Here is a 16,629-nt window from a genome sequence, read left to right as displayed (position 1 = left end):
GGCTTTTGAATATAAACAATCTACTCATTTTTTTTGTGTGGAGTTTTCTCTAATGACAATGCCTGCTCCAACCTTAGAATACGATGTCAGTTTACCATCGGTAACTGCTCATGGACTATCCTACACAAATCAACAGCTTGACCAGATTTTGTCTGGGCCAGTGAAAATGATTTTGCAGGATGCCACAGGGCAAGCGGAGCTCACAGATTTGTTAGCTGGTCTTGTAACCACAGAATTTGAGTTGGGCGAATTGACCGAAGTGCTTGCTGAAGAGTGTGAGTTTGAAGATTGGCTGATTGGTGAGGCTATCGCGGAAGCATTTGTCGCAGAGCGTGGCAGATGCGAATATCCGTGGCCGACATCTCGTGACCTAAAAAACTCTAATGCAAGTCCTGCTGGTTGCGACCTGACAGGGCTTCAACTGCTTGATGATCAGGAACTGCCTTACAGGTTTAGCTTTGGTGAAGTTAAAACATCTTACGATCAGAATTCGCCACCAAGTGTTATGACGAGTCTAGGGAATCAGCTCTTTGGTTTACGTGACAATAAGTCAGTTAAGAATGAATTGGTCAAGTACCTTGGGCGACATGCTTTGGGTAAACCTTGGCTTAGTAAGTATAAGAGTGCAGCAACCCGATATTTTAGATCAGGCGGAACCGATATCGCAGTGTATGGTGTATTGGTGCGTGATACTCCCCCCAGAGATGCAGACATCCGTGGAAAAGCTCGTGCCCTTGCAGTTAATTGCCCAGAAGCAACAGATATTGAGTTCCATGCAGTTCATATTCCGGCTGGTGAAATCATAAACTTACCAGTGCGTGCGCAATCAGCAATGAATGGTGAGGGAGAAGCATGACCTTATCATTTGAGCAACTGCAATCAGTCGATAATCATTGGGCTGTGCAAGCAATTGATTCTGCGACTCGCGATAGCGCTTTTGATGCAGCAAAAGATAGTTTAGTAAATAGTGCGTTAGGTAGTTTGTTTACTGGTGCGAATATCGAAGTTGATTATGCATCGATAGAGCAAGTTGCTTCAGCTTATGAACTGGCAGCCATTGAAGGTATTACAACATTACTGAGCCCTTCGTCTGCTGAGCAACAAACAAAAAATTTCGCTATAGCTGGCGCGAATAAAGCTTTTGGGCTGATGAGAGTCCTGCCAATACCAGAAGATGTAGATCAGCGAGTTTTCCATGTACTGCACATGGCAGGGTTAGCTTATGCAGGTGATCGCTGGACAGATTTAAGACGCTGGTTTGAAGAACACGAACAAGATATTCAGGTTCCTTCTGTTGCGGATGCGGCCTGGAACAAACGTGTTGTTTTCCGTTTATTTGATGCTTGGGTTCGCTTACTTCGCAAACGGTCTTGGGACGATTTAGATCAAATTGCAGAAATCATTGTCGGCCTTCGACATGATCAAGCTCTCCATGAAAGAGTCTTCTTGGATCAGGCTCAAGGTGCAGCAAGACAAAGTGAAGCTATTCGCTTGGTTTCTCTGTATCACTGGGCGAAAGCGACAGAGCGCCTTTCAACATACATGCTCCAAGGTGAGCCTTTAGCGATCGAGTCAGAACTTGATCAGCACTTTGAGGCTGCGATTAAAGCTGCCCAATTATCTTGTGATACAAAACTAGAAATGTTGCTGCGTTGGCTGCATGTGGCTAGCCGAAAAATGGTTGAAGGTTCAGTTTGGTGGGTAGCGCATAGCGTTAACTCTAGAGTAACTCGATTTGTTGATCATGTAACTCGGCACAAGAGCATGTTTGAGTTATTACCCCCTCAAAGAGCCGCGTTGCAAGAGCAAAACCTACTTGATCCAGCTAGTCGGGCTGTTGTGATAGACATGCCTACATCTGGCGGTAAAACGCAATTGGCACAGTTTAGAATGCTTCAAGCGCTCAACCAGTTTGCTGATGAAGGTGGCTGGATTGCATATGTGGCGCCTACTAGAGCGCTTGTCTCACAGATAACTAGAAGATTGCGTTCAGACTTTGGAGCACTTGGCATAAAGGTTGAACAACTTACTGGTGCGATTGAAGTTGATGCATTTGAAAATGCTCTTTTAGGTGAGCAAGAAGCCTTTCAAGTGCTAGTTGCAACGCCGGAGAAATTGCAGCTTGTTATGCGGAATAAGAAGATTCAGCGTCCATTGGCGTTATTAGTAATGGACGAGGCGCATAACATAGAAGATAACGAGCGTGGCCTGCGTATTGAACTATTGCTGGCGACAATTAAGCAGGAAGCTTCACGAGCCAACTTTTTATTGCTTATGCCATTTGTTCCGAATGCGAATGAATTAGCACAATGGCTTGGTTCCGGAAGAGGCAAGAGCATTAGTCTTAGTACATCTGCATGGCAGCCAAACGAGAGGATTGTTGGCCTATTCGATTCTGAGCAAGCAGAAGGTCGTGGTAATTGGAAGCTAACCTTTGAAACGCTAACAACAACTCAACGAACAATCCACCTGTGTGGTAAGCAAGATGTGGATGGAATAAGACCAATTCGTAGTTTGAATTATAGCTCTGCTCAATCTTTGTCAAAGCAGGCAGCAGCAATGGCGAAAGTGTTCTCTAAGCGAGGAACAAGTATCGCAGTTGCACAAAAGATACCGGATGTATGGAGTATCGCTCGCCTAATAGCTAATGAGCTTGAACCTTTGGATAGAGTTCCCGAAGAGGTTGCGTTGGTACAGCGCTTCTTGAGGACAGAAATTAGTCACGATTTTGAGCTCATTGGAATGCTAGAAAAAGGTGTTGTAGTACATCATGCTGGTTTGCCAGCTGAAGCATTAGCTCTCATCGAATGGCTTACGGAAGAGGGGCATATCAAGATTATGTGCGCTACTACAACGATTGCACAAGGCTTGAACTTCCCAGTTTCATCCGTATTTCTGGCGAGTCCTAAATACCCTTATGGGATAAAAATGTCACACCGAGAGTTCTGGAATCTAGCAGGCCGAGCTGGACGGATTGGACATGATAGTGTGGGAGTAGTTGGTATTGCAGCAGGAACTAATCCTAATGAAATCAGACAGTTTGTTAGTGATGCTACTGGTGACCTTCTATCTCGCCTAGTAAGCATGCTTGAAGAGATAGACTCTGTTGGTGGGCTGAGTGATCTTTCGGCTGTAATTCACCAAGAGCAGTGGGCTGATTTTCGTAGTTATATTGCACATTTATGGAACGAGAAGCGAAATCTTGATGAGGTTATTGCTGAGGCTGAGCAACTTTTACGGAATACTTATGGGTTTAGCTCGTTACGTGCCAAACCAGATACACATTCTCAGCAACAGGCAGATGCTTTACTCGAAGCGACAAAAGGTTATGTTAGACAGATCGCTGAGCACCCAGAGAACGCAGCCTTGGCAGATTCAACTGGCTTTTCACCGGAGGGGGTGAGGACGGCCTTATTGGAACTCAATAGACTTGAGAACAAGTTAACCACAGAGGACTGGCAGCCAAGTAGCCTTTTTGGAAGCGATGCAGGGCGTTCAGCCTTACCTGACCTGATGGGTGTGATGATGCGTGTACCACAACTTCAGAAGAGTCTTACTGAACTTGGTGGAGACGGTATAGGGCATCAGCGGCTAGCTGATATTACTCGTGCTTGGGTTGATGGATCTTCCCTTGAAGATATTGCTAACCGTTTCTTTGATGAGGGCGATCTAACGAACAACCTATCTAAAGCGTGTAAAGCAGTATATAGGGACTTAGCGAACAATGGTGCTTGGGGCTTATCTGCTCTAAGTAAGATGCCAACAGCGGGCATTGATTTTGACAACCTGTCAGCTGAAGAGTTACGAACCTTGAATAATCTTCCTGCGATGCTTTATCACGGTGTCAGATCGGAAGAAGGTGTTCTGATGCGGATGAACTCAGTTCCTCGCAGTATCGCTGAAAGCTTGGGGGCAGACTTTAAGCTACAGCATCGAGATACTGATACTGCGTCTGCTCCATCTCTTGCAACTGGTTATATCAGTGCATTGAGCTCTGATGATTGGTCAAGGCTTCGTCCTGAGGGGGCATCGATGTCCGGAGACGACTATCGTAAAGTCTGGGAGCAGTTGTCAGGGACATAAGTGATTTGAAAACACAGCTCAGACGCGATTTTAATGTTGCGACGAAGTAGAGGGCATTACCATCTGTGCTTTTGCATGGCTCACCTTTAGCTAAAGCGGTGACTGTACTTTGACATAAAAAGACCCCCAGTAATTGGTTGTCGAACTATTGGGGGTCACTTCAATTTTACAGGGGCTTGGTAATATTAAGTAAGCTCAAAGAGACTCAAAATACCTTATTCGATGTTTTGAATCTGTTCGCGCATTTGCTCGATCAGCACTTTAAGTTCAACAGCAGAGTTAGTCACTTCACTATTAATAGACTTAGAGGCAAGGGTGTTTGATTCACGGTTAAACTCTTGCATCATGAAATCAAGACGGCGACCGCTGGCTTCTTTTTTCTTCAGAATATTGCGCGTCTCTTTGACGTGAGCTTCCAGTCTGTCTAACTCTTCGGCGACATCAACACGCTGAGCCAGCAAAATAAGCTCTTGCTCTAAGCGATTACTATCTACTTGGATTTGCGCGTCGTCTAACTTGCTTTGCAGGCGGTCACGTTGCCATTGCAGGATTTCAGGCATATGTTGGCGAACTTTGGCAACTTCAACCAAAACACCATCCAGACGTTGCTCGATAAGGCTATGCAGCGCTGCACCTTCTGCTTCACGGCTTTGGATAAAGGCATCGATGGTTTCATCTAAGCCTGCCATTAGCTGTTCACTAATTGCGTCTAAATCTTGTTCACCAGCGGACATCACACCCGGCCAGCGTAAGATTTCTAACGGATTAATCTCACCTTCGTGGCTGTAATTTTTTACCCAGTTTGCTGCGCTAATCAGCTGGCGAGCTAAATCTTCATTGAGCAGTAACTCACCACGGTGAGCACCATCTAAGTCAAAACGTAGGTTACATTCGACTTTACCACGGGTTAGACGGGAACGAAGGCGTTCACGGATAACTGGCTCTAAGCTGCGAAATTGCTCAGGTAAACGGATATAGGTTTCTAAATAACGCTGGTTTACGGAACGCAGCTCCCAAGCCGCATTCCCCCATTCACCCTTGATATCACGGCGGGCAAAAGCAGTCATACTACGGATCATAATTCGTTCCTATCATTCATTAAGATAACAGGATTATAGCGCTATGACGGATGACAGGATAGGCATTATCCGATTAACAACGTATAATACGTGCCAATTTGAGTTGATAACGGAGATAACACCATGCGCCCAGCAGGTAGATTAGCAGACCAGATGCGCCCAATAAAAATTACGCGCAATTATACAAAGCATGCGGAAGGCTCTGTTCTTATTGAGTTTGGCGACACTAAGGTGTTATGTAACGCGACTGTTGAAGAGGGTGTTCCTCGTTTCTTAAAAGGTCAGGGGCAAGGTTGGGTAACCGCAGAATATGGTATGTTACCTCGCGCAACAAACTCCCGTAACCAACGTGAAGCGGCAAAAGGGAAACAAACCGGTCGTACTATGGAAATTCAACGACTGATTGCGCGTTCATTACGTGCTGCGGTTGACCTGAAAAAACTTGGCGAACACACCATTACGTTGGACTGCGATGTTATCCAAGCGGATGGCGGTACACGTACTGCGGCGATTTCAGGCGCGTGTGTTGCCTTGGTTGATGCACTGAACAACATGGTTGCTCAAGGTAAATTAGCGAAAAGCCCTCTGAAATCCATGGTTGCAGCGGTATCTGTCGGTATCGTTAACCAAGAAGCGCTGTGTGATCTTGAGTATGTTGAAGATTCTGCTGCAGAAACGGATATGAACGTCGTGATGATGGATGATGGTCGAATGATTGAGGTACAAGGTACCGCAGAAGGTGAACCATTCAGCCATGAAGAGCTGTTGGCTCTTCTAGCATTAGCGAAAACGGGGCTAGACACCATTTTCGAAGCTCAGCGAGAAGCGCTGAAATAAATTTATTATTAAATAGGCGGCTGAAAAGTCGCCTTTTTTATGCCCGCAGTTTATTGATGAAGTTGTTTACTGATAAAGATAAACCGCAAAAGTCGTTTCAAAAAAAGACCAATACTAATTAATGAGGAGAATGACCAATGAAAGCCTATCAGCGCGATTTTATTGAACTTGCCATGAAAAAACAGGTACTGAAATTTGGTGAGTTTACGCTGAAATCAGGTCGTAAGAGTCCCTATTTCTTTAATGCGGGGCTGTTTAATACAGGGCGTGACTTGGCTCTTGTCGGTCGTTTTTATGCACAAGCGTTAAAAGAAAGTGCGATTGAGTGTGATGTAATTTTTGGTCCAGCCTATAAAGGTATTCCGATTGCGACCACAACTGCAGTCGCATTGGCAGAACATCACGATATCGATATGCCATACTGCTTTAATCGTAAAGAAGCGAAAGATCACGGGGAAGGCGGCACATTAGTGGGTAGCCCGCTACAAGGACGTGTTGTGGTTGTCGATGATGTGATTACGGCAGGTACGGCAATTCGTGAGTCGATGGAAATCATCAAACAGCAAAAAGCAACGTTGAGTGGCGTGTTGCTGTGTTTAGACCGCCAAGAAAAAGGGAAAAGTGAAATTTCTGCAGTACAGGAAGTGGAACGTGATTACGGATGCAAAGTGTATTCGATCATCACAATGAGCGATTTAATTACGTATTTAGCAGAAAAAGAAGATATGCAACAGCATCTTGCTGCGATGAAAGCGTATCGTGAGCAGTATGGTATTTAATTGAAAAAAAGCCCTCGCCCAATAATGGGCGGGGTGAGTAGTATAAATAAGCGGTTATTGTAACTGAGCCAAAATTAAAGGCCAGCGAGCTTCGAACTCTACCGTTGGACGGTAACGAAACTCAGAACGTACGAAGCGGGACAGCATACCTTCACAGAAGGCTAATAGTTGAGAAGCTAATAGTGATTCGTCATGGATAAAGCCTTGTCCATCACGAATTTTTTTCTCTTTTAATACTTGTCGCAGCTGTGATTCGATACGTTCGAATAATTGGTTAATGCGCCCTTGCAGCCTATCTTGCTCGAACATTAGCGCATGACCCGTCATTATACGCGTTAATCCAGGGTTTTTCTCTGAGAAACCTAAAATTAGCGCTAAAACCAGTTTAATTCGGACAAGTGTATCTTTTTCGTCCGTTAAAATCAGGTTGATGCGGGAAACAAGTGAATCTTCAATAAATTCAATTAAGCTGTCGAACATCTTCATTTTGCTTGGAAAATGACGATATAGCGCAGCTTCTGAAACACCAACTGTTGCAGCGAGTTTTGCCGTTGTAATACGCTGGCTGCCATCGCTACTTTCTAACATTAACGCAAGAGCCTGCAAAATCTCATCACGTCTGTTACGTTTTTGTATTGTATTCTCTGCCATGTCTGATAAGACCCCTGCTAAAACAGCAAGACAAACTATCCAAAATTTCGCTCTGAGTAAAGTCACACTCAGAATAAAACAGGTTTAAAATATGTAGAGATTATAATCAAATCTAATCCATTCACGAGGTGCAAAAATACCGTACTGATTGTTTTTATTCATAAATATAGACGCTTGTAGGGCGCCTATATTCGGTATTTCAACGTGAATAGGTTCGACTTATTGTCGGCCCATTATTGGCGACCAGAATGACCGAAACCACCTTCACCTCGTTCAGTCGCGTCAAAGTCATCCACAATATTGAATTGCGCCTGAACAACAGGAACAAAGACCATTTGTGCCATACGTTCACCCGGTTCAACGGTGAATGCTTTGTCGCTACGGTTCCATACTGACACCATCAGTTGACCTTGGTAGTCTGAATCGATTAAACCAACTAAGTTACCCAGTACTACACCATGCTTATGACCTAAACCTGAACGTGGCAGAATTACTGCGGCAAGTTGCTCGTCTGCAATATGGATAGCTAGACCCGTTGGGATCAATTCAGTTTGACCCGGTGCTAAATCGATAGGTGCATCAATACATGCACGTAAATCTAAACCCGCAGAGCCAGTGGTTGCGTAAGTTGGCAGTGGAAACTCGTTCCCAATACGGGCATCAAGAATTTTCAGATCGATCTTTTTCATAACGTTGGAGTATCTCGTCAAGTAAATGGTGGCTTAATTCAATTTTACTACTGTGTGGTAATCGAACATCACCGTGGGCATCAAATAGATGTAGTGCATTGTTATCACTATTAAAGCCATTATCCGCTAAGGAAACGTCATTCGCACAAATTAAATCAAGTCGCTTTTGTTGGCGCTTTTGTCGTGCATATTCTTCGACATTTTGGGTCTCTGCCGCGAAACCGACTACATAAGGGCGATTTTGCGTAAGTTTTCCTACACTTGCCACAATGTCAGGGTTTTGTACAAGGGTAATGGAAACTTCATTCCCTTGTTTCTTAATTTTATTCTCAGCGACGGTTTTAGCTCGGTAATCTGCAACCGCAGCACAGCCGATAAAAATATCTTGCTCAGTAATAGACTGGTGTACTTGTTCATACATCTCAAGGGCGCTCGTCACGTTAATGCGGTTTACACCATTCGGTGTTGCCAGATTAACAGGACCTGCTACTAGAGTGACCTTCGCTCCGCGTTCACTGGCAGCTTGCGCGATGGCAAAACCCATTTTTCCAGAACTATGATTACTGATAAAGCGTACAGGATCCAAATCTTCACGGGTTGGACCTGCCGTAACCATGATTGAAATCCCCTGTAGGTCTGAACGTGATTGCTGACCTAAACATGATTGAAAGTGCTGACCAGCCAATTTCACGATAGCTAATGGGTCAATCATACGCCCTGGCCCCACATCACCACATGCTTGGCTGCCTTCATCAGGACCCCAAATCATACACTGGCGTTGTTGCAGTCTGATTAAATTATCCTGTGTTGCTGCAGCGCGATACATTTGTTGATTCATCGCAGGCACGACGGCAATAGGCGCCGCAGATGCAAGACAAACGGTCGTAAGTAAATCATTCGCCATGCCAGCGCTTAATCGTGCGATTAAATCGGCAGTAGCTGGCGCTAAAATAATTATATCAGCCCATTTTGCCAATTCAATGTGACCCATTGCGGCCTCAGCGGCAGGGTCTAGCAAATCATCAGCGACCGGATAACCGGAAACGGCTTGCAAAGTAAGAGGTGTAATGAACGCTTTTGCCGCAGGTGTCATGACAACACGTACAGATGCCCCTTCATCACGCAGTCGGCGAGTGAGTTCAGGGATTTTATAAGCGGCTATTCCACCACTGATACCAAGAACAATTCGCTTACCTAATAATGAGTTAACTGAAGTTTGTTGAGTCATGGTCTCTGTCCGATTTGGTCAACATGGGGGGCATCTTACCATATCAATGAGCTTGGTGAGAGAGCCGATTTTGTATCCCGATGCTATTTTTGCGAAGCGCTACGCAAAGGCTAGTTTATATGGTTGCCCTGTGTATGTTGGTTGACTACAAAGAGGGCAACGACGTGAAAGAGGATGAGTCGATGCACGAATACATGGAGCTTTTACCACGAGAAAAAATGTTGGCATATGGAGCTGCATCATTATCTGATGCAGAGTTATTAGCTATTTTCTTACGTACAGGAACACGAGGTGAACCCGTTTTACAACTTGCTCAGCGTTTACTTCATGAGTTTGGTTCACTCTATCTATTAGTGCAAGCTGACTACGCAAAGCTGATTGAATGCAAAGGCTTGGGGGCTTGTAAATTAAGTCAGTTGCAAGCCGCTAGCGAACTCGCAAGGCGTTGTTTTTCTGCGCAAGTGCTTTGTGATGACATCATGGATAACCCCAATACATTGAAATCGAGGTTGCTTGAATTGTTTTCAGGGCAGGAGCGAGAGGTTTTCATGGTGCTATTTTTGAATAACCAGCATCAGGTGATTTGCCAGGAAGAGATGTTTAAAGGCACTATCAATCGCGTTGAAGTGCATCCAAGAGAAATTATCCGGTTTGCCATGAAAATGAATGCCAGAGCGATAGTGCTTGCTCATAATCACCCATCAGGAAACCCTGAGCCAAGCATGGCAGATAAGTACGTTACTGAGAAAATTCAGAGTGCTTGTGACATGATGGGGATTAAATTACTTGATCATTTTGTGGTTGGACACAAATCTTGCACCTCATTTGCAGAGCGTGGATGGCTGTAAAATCATTTTTTTGACTAAAAAATGACAACTTTTGCTGTGTTGGGCTTGAGTGAAAACGATTGAAAGCGTATACTACGCCACCTTTAAGGATCTCGGGTTTGACGAGAAGAGCCTATCTCAGTAAATTTTTTTGCTAAGATAAAGATATTTTGTTGATCACTTAAAAGTTTGCTGAGATGGGCTCCTAAGCCTGACGAGGCAGTCAAGCCCAGAACAAAAAAGCTCGAGCTGATTAGATTTTTGGAGAATAGACATGTCACGAGTCTGCCAAGTTACCGGCAAGCGTCCAATGAGCGGTAACAACCGTTCACACGCATTAAACGCGACCAAACGTCGTTTTTTGCCAAACCTGCACTCTCACCGTTTCTGGGTTGAGTCTGAGAAACGTTTCGTAACACTGCGTGTATCTGCTAAAGGTATGCGTGTTATCGATAAAAAGGGTATTGATGCTGTTCTTGCTGAACTGCGTACCCGCGGTGAGAAGTACTAAGGAGCTAAAAAATGGCTAAAGGTATTCGCGAGAAAATCAAGCTGGTTTCTTCTGAAGGTACAGGTCACTTCTATACCACTACGAAGAACAAGCGCACAATGCCAGAAAAACTGGAACTGAAAAAATTCGATCCAGTTGTTCGTAAGCATGTGATCTACAAAGAAGCAAAAATCAAATAATTTTGCTTTCTGCGTACGAAGAACCCAGCTTAGGCTGGGTTTTTTTATGTCAAAAATTAGCCATAAAGTGGCTATCCATAGGGATATTGATTAAAAACTATAACCATTAATCTGAACGTAGTAACATGTTCAGTATTCATGGAATTAATAACGCATTTTATTGTCAAATATCCATATCAATTTATCTACTAGACCTGATTAAGAGCTCCTGGTGAAAAAACAGTATAAAAAAATTCTTGTAATCAAGATGCGGTTTCATGGTGACATGCTACTGACGACGCCTGTTATCAGCTCATTGAAGCAAAATTATCCTGATGCCCAGATTGATGTTTTGCTTTATCAGGACACCATTCCCATTTTGTCGGAAAACCAAGAGATCCATACACTATATGGTATGAAAGGTAAGAAAAGCGGTGGTTTGAGCAAAGCCTGCAACTTTTTAAGTCTACTGTTTAAATTACGTCGTAATCAGTACGATTTGGTGGTTAACCTTGCCGACCAGTGGATGGTTTCGTTACTCGTTCGCGCCATTCCCGCAGAAACTAAGATTTCGCACGATTTCGGTCATCGTGATTCGAAATTTTGGCGAAATAGCTTTACGCATCTCACTCCCCCTGAAGGGGAGCATGTTGTTTTAAATAATCTTTCTGTATTAAAACCGTTAGGGATCCAAGAACTTAAAACAGACCTAACCATGTCTTATGCGGAAGATGATTGGAAAAAAATTGATCAAAGACTGTTAGATCTTGGCGTTCACAGTAGCTATGTCGTGATCCAGCCAACCGCCCGACAAATTTTTAAATGTTGGGATAATGAAAAATTCTCAGCCGTCATTGATGCATTGCAGTCTCGTGGCTATCAAGTGGTATTAACGTCAGGCCCAAGCAAAGAAGATTTAGCGTGTGTGAATGAAATTGCGGAGAATTGCCAAACCAAGCCAACGACTGAGCTTGCAGGAAAAACATCCTTCCCTGAATTAGGCGCATTAATTGCACACGCTGCTCTTTTTATTGGTGTCGATTCTGCACCAATGCATATTGCTGCCGCGGTTAAAACTCCCATTGTTTGCTTATTTGGTGCCACAAACCATATTTTCTGGCGTCCATGGAGCGATAATGTGGTGAAATTCTGGGCGGGGGACTATGAAAATATGCCACCTAGAGATGAACTAGACCGCAATAAAAAATATCTCTCCGTGATCCCTGCGAGTGATGTGATTGAAGCAACGGAGCAAATGCTACCGATGAATATGCGCTCAATGATGGGAAGGTACTAAGATGGTATTGGCATTTTGTCTGTATAAATATTTTCCATTTGGCGGGCTACAACGCGACTTTTTACGTATCGCGATGGCTTGCCAAGCTCGTGGACATCAGATTCGCGTTTATACCCAGTCATGGGAAGGTGAACGCCCAGAACAGTTTGAAATTATTATTGTTCCTACTAGTTCAGGCACTAACCATGGACGAAATGCCCAATATTGTGAATGGGTAATGGCACATCTGAAGCAACATCCTGTAGATAGAATTGTTGGTTTTAATAAAATGCCGGAGCTGGATGTATATTTTGCTGCGGATGTTTGTTATGCGCAAAAAGTGGCTGAAGAAAAAGGCTTTTTCTATAAGCTGACCCCACGCTATAAACATTATGCTGCTTTTGAAAAAGCCGTCTTCCAGAAAGGAAAGGCAACGCAGCTAATGATGCTCACTCCTCATCAAATTGCCCATTTTGAAAAGCACTATGGAACGGAAAATAACCGTTTTCACATGCTGCCTCCGGGTATCGCCGTTGACCGAAAATATGACCAACAGATTGCGGATGCTAAGCATATCTATCGAGAAAAGAATCAAATTCCGGAGTCTGCATTTTTACTGCTTCAAGTTGGGTCTGATTTTAAACGCAAGGGCGTTGATAGAACGCTCAAGGCGATGGCTGCACTGCCTGAAAACATCAGAAATAACACACTTTTGATGGTGGTAGGGCAAGACAAACCCGCTAAATATCAACGATTAGCGGAAACTTTGGGAATCGCTAAACAAGTTTCATTTTTTAGCGGACGCAATGACATTGCGGAGCTAATGGCTGCTGCGGATATTTTGATGCATCCGGCTTATCAAGAAGCGGCTGGGATTGTCCTGCTTGAAGCGATTGTTGCTGGATTGCCAATTATAGTCACTGAAGTGTGTGGTTATGCGTCCTTTATTGACAAAGCACAGTGTGGCGTGGTGGTCAATGAGCCGTTTGAACAGACGGTTTTAAATCAGGCTCTATGCGATAGTCTGCAAGATCCACAGAAACGAGCTCAGTGGATAAACAATGCGAAATACTATGCGGATACAGAAGATCTGTATAGTTTACCGGAAAAAGCGGCCGATATTATTTTAGGATGCTCTAATGGTTGAGTTAAAAGCGCCTTTTAACGAATTATGGAAAGGTAAAGACCCATTTGTTGAAACAGATAAACTGGATGGCGAAGTTTTCCGTGCATTGGAAACGCGCAGAACATTGCGTTTCCAGGTTGATGATAAAAGCTATTTTATTAAGATTCACTATGGCACGACGCTAAAAGAGGTTTTGAAGAATTTATTTTCATTCCGTTTACCTGTCTTAGGTGCAGATCGTGAATGGAATGCAATTCATCGATTGACTGAAGCTGGCGTTGATACCATGAACGGGCGTGCTTTCGGGCAAAAAGGGTGGAACCCACTTCGACGTCATTCATTTATTATTACTGAAGACCTCACTCCAACAGTGAGTTTAGAAGATTACTGCGCTAATTGGGCAACTCAACCGCCTAAATTTAGAATTAAGCAAATGTTGATCCAGCGAGTTGCCGAGATGGTACGTAAGATGCATCGCATCGGAATTAACCATCGCGACTGTTATATTTGCCATTTCTTACTGCATCTACCGTTCACAGAAAATCTGCAAGATTTAAAAATTTCAGTCATCGATTTGCATCGCGCACAGCTACGGTCGTCAGTTCCTACCCGCTGGCGAAATAAGGATTTAATTGGTTTATACTTTTCGTCACTAGAAATCGGCTTAACTCAACGAGATATTTTCCGGTTTATGAAGGTTTATTTTGAAATGCCGTTGCGTGAGATTTTGAAGAAAGAGCAACGATTAGTGCGAATCTCTGAGCAAAGAGCAGAAAAAATTCGCCAAAGAAGTTTAAAATATCGTTTATAAAAGATACTCAATATTAGCATCATAGACAGTTATTCAAACATTGTGATTGATTAGGTAAAAGGTAACGACATGATAAACAATGATATGATTAAATCATTGATAAAAATAAACGATAATCAAAACAGTGAAGATAGTTATTTTCACATTGGCTATGGTGTTGATGAGAAGTTTTTATACGGTGTCGGTACGTCAATTGCATCGGTTCTTCTCAATAATCAAGAAACAAATTTCCATTTTCACCTTTTTGTCGATAATTTGCCTGATGAAAAACTATTCCGTGGATTAGTCGAAAATACTCCACATAAGTTAACTATTTACTTTATTGATAACGAAAAATTTAAGCAGCTGCCGCTTCCATCTAAAGCGTGGAGCCATGCAATCTATTTTAGATTGCTCATTATTTCATATCTCTCGGATACCATTGATAACTTGTTATATCTTGATGCTGACATCATTTGTAAAGGCAATATGGCAGAGTTAAAGACTTTACAATTTGATGAAAATACCTTTGTTTATGCAGTGAAAGATAAATTCTGTAGTGAAAAACAGCGTTTATCGATCGATATGAGCAAGTATTTTAATTCAGGTTTTTTATATATGTCTCTCAAGTATCTGGCTGAGAGCGATATTCCAAATAAAGTTATTGAGTTAGTTGAAAAAAATGATTTCTCACATCCGGACCAAGATGCATTAAACGTTTTACTCAACGATAAGTTAGTCAATATTAGTGAAAACTATAATTATATGTTTTCTCTTGATTGGTATATTACGAGTAAAGGGCATCTGACTAAGATCCCTGATAGTGTGGTTTTTATTCATTTTGTGGGGCTAACCAAGCCTTTCCATGAGTGGGCAAATTTCTATGAAGAATACGATTATTTAGAGCGTGCCCGCAAGAATTCACCTTGGAAAGATATACCGTTATTAAAGCCAGAAGGCTATAAACAGTTGTCTCGTAAGAAATCTCATCTAAGAAAAAATGGTAAATATCTTCAGTTTATCATGACGACAATTCAATACTTAATGAAAAAAGCGTCCCATTAGATGTTGCATTAAAAAAGCCATCAGTATTGATGGCTTTTTTGTGTCATTTTTTCACCAAAACGTTATTTATCAAGATCGCAGTGAGTATGTTGTACAAAATAAAGATATCTAAGAAGATAAATTCAAATAGGCAGTAGACTAAAAAATAGCCAATAGATGATACCAATAAACCAATATTAAGAATATTTTTTTCGATTTGAATGCTTCTAACAAGGTCTCTAATATTAATAAAGAACGTAATGCTAAATAGAATTAATCCAATAAAGCCAATGTTATAAAGTATATTAAGAAAGAAAGGCTCATCATTGTTATAGAAACTTTCATTTCTATTTTTCGAGAATCCCATACCACCTTTAAATTGAGGGGCATCGTTGTCTTTCAAAAACTGGTCATAAGCGACAGAGCCATAACCAATACCAACAAGTTGATTTTGTAGTGTTTGAGTAAAAATAGGAAGGCGTGAAAGGACAATCTTGTCTCTTGTAGAGGTGATATTTTGTGCAGATACGGTTTGCTCTACCTTATTTTTAACCTGTGGTATCGTAAAGTAAGAAACTACAATTATTGTTAGGCCTAGTGTGGCGAAACCAATAGAACTTAATATAAATTTTTTATAGTTACTTGAAAGTAAAAATAAAATAATAATAGATTCAATAACAACAGAAAGAAACCCGCCTCGGCTGCCAGTATAGAGTAAAAATAAAAATGCCATAACAGATAGGAATAGCATTGAAATTTTTAATATTTTCTTCTTAAAAAGGAATATAGCGCTAAATGTAAAAGGGAAAAGTAGTGTCATATAGTGAGCAAACCCATATCTCAGTTGAAGATACATTGGCATGTCACTACCTTTTATAATTTTTAAAATAGGCGTAATAAAAAGAATAAATGCTAGGGTGGAAATTAAGGCATATGTGATGACTTTCTGGGATTTATTCTGATCATTTTGAAATACAATCAAAAATAAAGTAATAACAAAAATATAACGCCAATCATCAAATATCGCTTTGAGTGCGTCAGCGGTAAAACCTGAATATGTAAAGAAGGTCGCGCAAAATAAGCACCAAGCTAAAAAAAGGAATAAAAATTTTCGACCGCTAATGAGTTGGCTGAGTCCACTGAGAACGTTAATTTTTTTTGTAATTGCAATATATACAGTAAATAGAAAAAGCAATGCAGTTGATATGTTTAAAATTCCTTGGGTGTCATTCGTGAACATGCCAAGAGTCATTATAACTAGAAGTACAAAAGGAAGTTGGTTGATGGCATTACGTGTGTTATTCACAAAAATTCCTACATTAGTACGTTTAAAGTGCTCAGATTATGAGTAGTCTTAGGGTGAAAATATCCGAATAGATACCTATAAGCCATTGGTAAAAGAAATAAAAATAGATATATCTATTTTTATATTTGTCTGCTAATCGTTATTGCTTGTCAGGGCTACTATCTGAATCTTAGTCTATCTGTGCGAATGTTTTTAGGTGTAGACACCTAGATACTGAAAAAATTAATGAGTTATCAATATATTGG

General features: G+C 42.0%; 16 protein-coding genes. 11 read left to right on the top strand and 5 right to left on the bottom strand.

The features are described from left to right. Nucleotides 1-52: 52 nt before the first annotated feature. Nucleotides 53-856, top strand: a complete 804-nt coding sequence (locus JK188_RS03650) for a hypothetical protein (protein WP_211887604.1) — start codon at nt 53-55, stop codon at nt 854-856. Continuing rightward, nucleotides 853-4,083: a DEAD/DEAH box helicase gene (locus JK188_RS03645; RefSeq protein WP_211887605.1), complete on the top strand. Its 3,231-nt coding sequence runs from the start codon at nt 853-855 to the stop codon at nt 4,081-4,083. Before JK188_RS03650 ends, JK188_RS03645 begins: the two co-directional genes overlap by 4 nt. A 215-nt stretch (nt 4,084-4,298) precedes the next feature. Here the strand turns inward: JK188_RS03645 and JK188_RS03640 are convergent, their stop codons facing one another. After that, a complete protein-coding gene (locus JK188_RS03640; RefSeq protein ID WP_132497006.1) occupies nt 4,299-5,162 on the bottom strand; it encodes a YicC/YloC family endoribonuclease in 864 nt (287 codons plus the stop codon). A gap of 123 nt (nt 5,163-5,285) precedes the next feature. On the opposite strand from JK188_RS03640, the gene rph reads away from it, so the two are divergent. Both rph and pyrE read left to right on the top strand, forming a co-directional pair. Continuing rightward, entirely contained in the window at nt 5,286-5,999 is a 714-nt protein-coding gene (gene rph / locus JK188_RS03635; protein WP_036950714.1) for a ribonuclease PH, read from the top strand. Nucleotides 6,000-6,136: 137 nt separating this feature from the next. Then, complete coding sequence (gene pyrE / locus JK188_RS03630; RefSeq protein ID WP_187128501.1) at nt 6,137-6,778, top strand: orotate phosphoribosyltransferase; 642 nt, start codon at nt 6,137-6,139, stop codon at nt 6,776-6,778. A 54-nt stretch (nt 6,779-6,832) separates the two neighbouring features. On the opposite strand, the gene slmA is transcribed toward pyrE, so the two are convergent. The 3 genes from slmA to coaBC all read right to left on the bottom strand — a co-directional run bounded on the left by slmA (nt 6,833) and on the right by coaBC (nt 9,346). Beyond that, nucleotides 6,833-7,429: a nucleoid occlusion factor SlmA gene (gene slmA, locus JK188_RS03625; protein WP_036950718.1), complete on the bottom strand. Its 597-nt coding sequence runs from the start codon at nt 7,427-7,429 to the stop codon at nt 6,833-6,835. A gap of 233 nt (nt 7,430-7,662) precedes the next feature. Next, nucleotides 7,663-8,118 (bottom strand): dUTP diphosphatase, encoded by a 456-nt coding sequence (gene dut, locus JK188_RS03620; protein WP_211887606.1) that lies wholly within the window; start codon nt 8,116-8,118, stop codon nt 7,663-7,665. Beyond that, complete coding sequence (gene coaBC / locus JK188_RS03615) at nt 8,090-9,346, bottom strand: bifunctional phosphopantothenoylcysteine decarboxylase/phosphopantothenate--cysteine ligase CoaBC (RefSeq protein ID WP_211887607.1); 1,257 nt, start codon at nt 9,344-9,346, stop codon at nt 8,090-8,092. Before coaBC ends, dut begins: the two co-directional genes overlap by 29 nt. A gap of 182 nt (nt 9,347-9,528) precedes the next feature. Between coaBC and radC the strand changes: the two genes are divergently transcribed. The 7 genes from radC (at nt 9,529) to JK188_RS03580 (ending at nt 15,099) form a co-directional block, all read left to right on the top strand. Beyond that, nucleotides 9,529-10,194, top strand: a complete 666-nt coding sequence (gene radC / locus JK188_RS03610; protein WP_036950916.1) for a RadC family protein — start codon at nt 9,529-9,531, stop codon at nt 10,192-10,194. A 253-nt stretch (nt 10,195-10,447) separates the two neighbouring features. After that, on the top strand, nt 10,448-10,684 hold the full coding sequence (rpmB, locus tag JK188_RS03605) for a 50S ribosomal protein L28 (protein WP_004265123.1): 237 nt from the start codon (nt 10,448-10,450) through the stop codon (nt 10,682-10,684). Nucleotides 10,685-10,695: 11 nt separating this feature from the next. After that, entirely contained in the window at nt 10,696-10,863 is a 168-nt protein-coding gene (gene rpmG, locus JK188_RS03600) for a 50S ribosomal protein L33 (RefSeq protein ID WP_004265124.1), read from the top strand. Between the two features lie 211 nt (nt 10,864-11,074). Continuing rightward, nucleotides 11,075-12,139, top strand: a complete 1,065-nt coding sequence (gene rfaQ, locus JK188_RS03595) for a lipopolysaccharide core heptosyltransferase RfaQ (RefSeq protein ID WP_132497010.1) — start codon at nt 11,075-11,077, stop codon at nt 12,137-12,139. A 1-nt stretch (nt 12,140) separates the two neighbouring features. Beyond that, nucleotides 12,141-13,265 (top strand): glycosyltransferase family 4 protein, encoded by a 1,125-nt coding sequence (locus tag JK188_RS03590; protein WP_211887609.1) that lies wholly within the window; start codon nt 12,141-12,143, stop codon nt 13,263-13,265. Further along, nucleotides 13,258-14,055 carry a lipopolysaccharide core heptose(I) kinase RfaP gene (gene rfaP, locus JK188_RS03585; RefSeq protein ID WP_211887611.1) on the top strand — a complete coding sequence of 266 codons (798 nt, stop codon included), beginning with the start codon at nt 13,258-13,260 and terminating at the stop codon, nt 14,053-14,055. Before JK188_RS03590 ends, rfaP begins: the two co-directional genes overlap by 8 nt. A 69-nt stretch (nt 14,056-14,124) precedes the next feature. Then, nucleotides 14,125-15,099, top strand: coding sequence for a glycosyltransferase (locus JK188_RS03580; RefSeq protein WP_211887612.1), 975 nt, complete (start codon nt 14,125-14,127; stop codon nt 15,097-15,099). Between the two features lie 43 nt (nt 15,100-15,142). Here JK188_RS03580 and JK188_RS17840 read toward each other — a convergent pair whose 3' ends face one another. Next, a complete protein-coding gene (locus JK188_RS17840; RefSeq protein ID WP_211887613.1) occupies nt 15,143-16,384 on the bottom strand; it encodes an O-antigen ligase family protein in 1,242 nt (413 codons plus the stop codon). Nucleotides 16,385-16,629 lie beyond the last annotated feature (245 nt).

Origin of the sequence: Providencia sp. JGM181 (assembly GCF_018257375.1) — a bacterium.
GTDB classification, from domain to species: Bacteria; Pseudomonadota; Gammaproteobacteria; order Enterobacterales; family Enterobacteriaceae; genus Providencia; species Providencia lanzhouensis.
Note: the sequence above shows the minus strand (reverse complement) of the source record. Positions and strands in the feature narration are given on the sequence as shown.

Coding starts and splice junctions, on each gene's coding strand:
- dut (WP_211887606.1), bottom strand. CDS start 8,118: ATGAAAAAGATCGATCTGAAAATTCTTGATGCCCGTATTGGGAACGAG.
- JK188_RS03580 (WP_211887612.1), top strand. CDS start 14,125: ATGATAAACAATGATATGATTAAATCATTGATAAAAATAAACGATAAT.
- radC (WP_036950916.1), top strand. CDS start 9,529: ATGCACGAATACATGGAGCTTTTACCACGAGAAAAAATGTTGGCATAT.
- rpmB (WP_004265123.1), top strand. CDS start 10,448: ATGTCACGAGTCTGCCAAGTTACCGGCAAGCGTCCAATGAGCGGTAAC.
- JK188_RS03645 (WP_211887605.1), top strand. CDS start 853: ATGACCTTATCATTTGAGCAACTGCAATCAGTCGATAATCATTGGGCT.
- rph (WP_036950714.1), top strand. CDS start 5,286: ATGCGCCCAGCAGGTAGATTAGCAGACCAGATGCGCCCAATAAAAATT.
- JK188_RS03590 (WP_211887609.1), top strand. CDS start 12,141: ATGGTATTGGCATTTTGTCTGTATAAATATTTTCCATTTGGCGGGCTA.
- rpmG (WP_004265124.1), top strand. CDS start 10,696: ATGGCTAAAGGTATTCGCGAGAAAATCAAGCTGGTTTCTTCTGAAGGT.
- pyrE (WP_187128501.1), top strand. CDS start 6,137: ATGAAAGCCTATCAGCGCGATTTTATTGAACTTGCCATGAAAAAACAG.
- coaBC (WP_211887607.1), bottom strand. CDS start 9,346: ATGACTCAACAAACTTCAGTTAACTCATTATTAGGTAAGCGAATTGTT.
- JK188_RS03640 (WP_132497006.1), bottom strand. CDS start 5,162: ATGATCCGTAGTATGACTGCTTTTGCCCGCCGTGATATCAAGGGTGAA.
- rfaP (WP_211887611.1), top strand. CDS start 13,258: ATGGTTGAGTTAAAAGCGCCTTTTAACGAATTATGGAAAGGTAAAGAC.
- JK188_RS03650 (WP_211887604.1), top strand. CDS start 53: ATGACAATGCCTGCTCCAACCTTAGAATACGATGTCAGTTTACCATCG.
- slmA (WP_036950718.1), bottom strand. CDS start 7,429: ATGGCAGAGAATACAATACAAAAACGTAACAGACGTGATGAGATTTTG.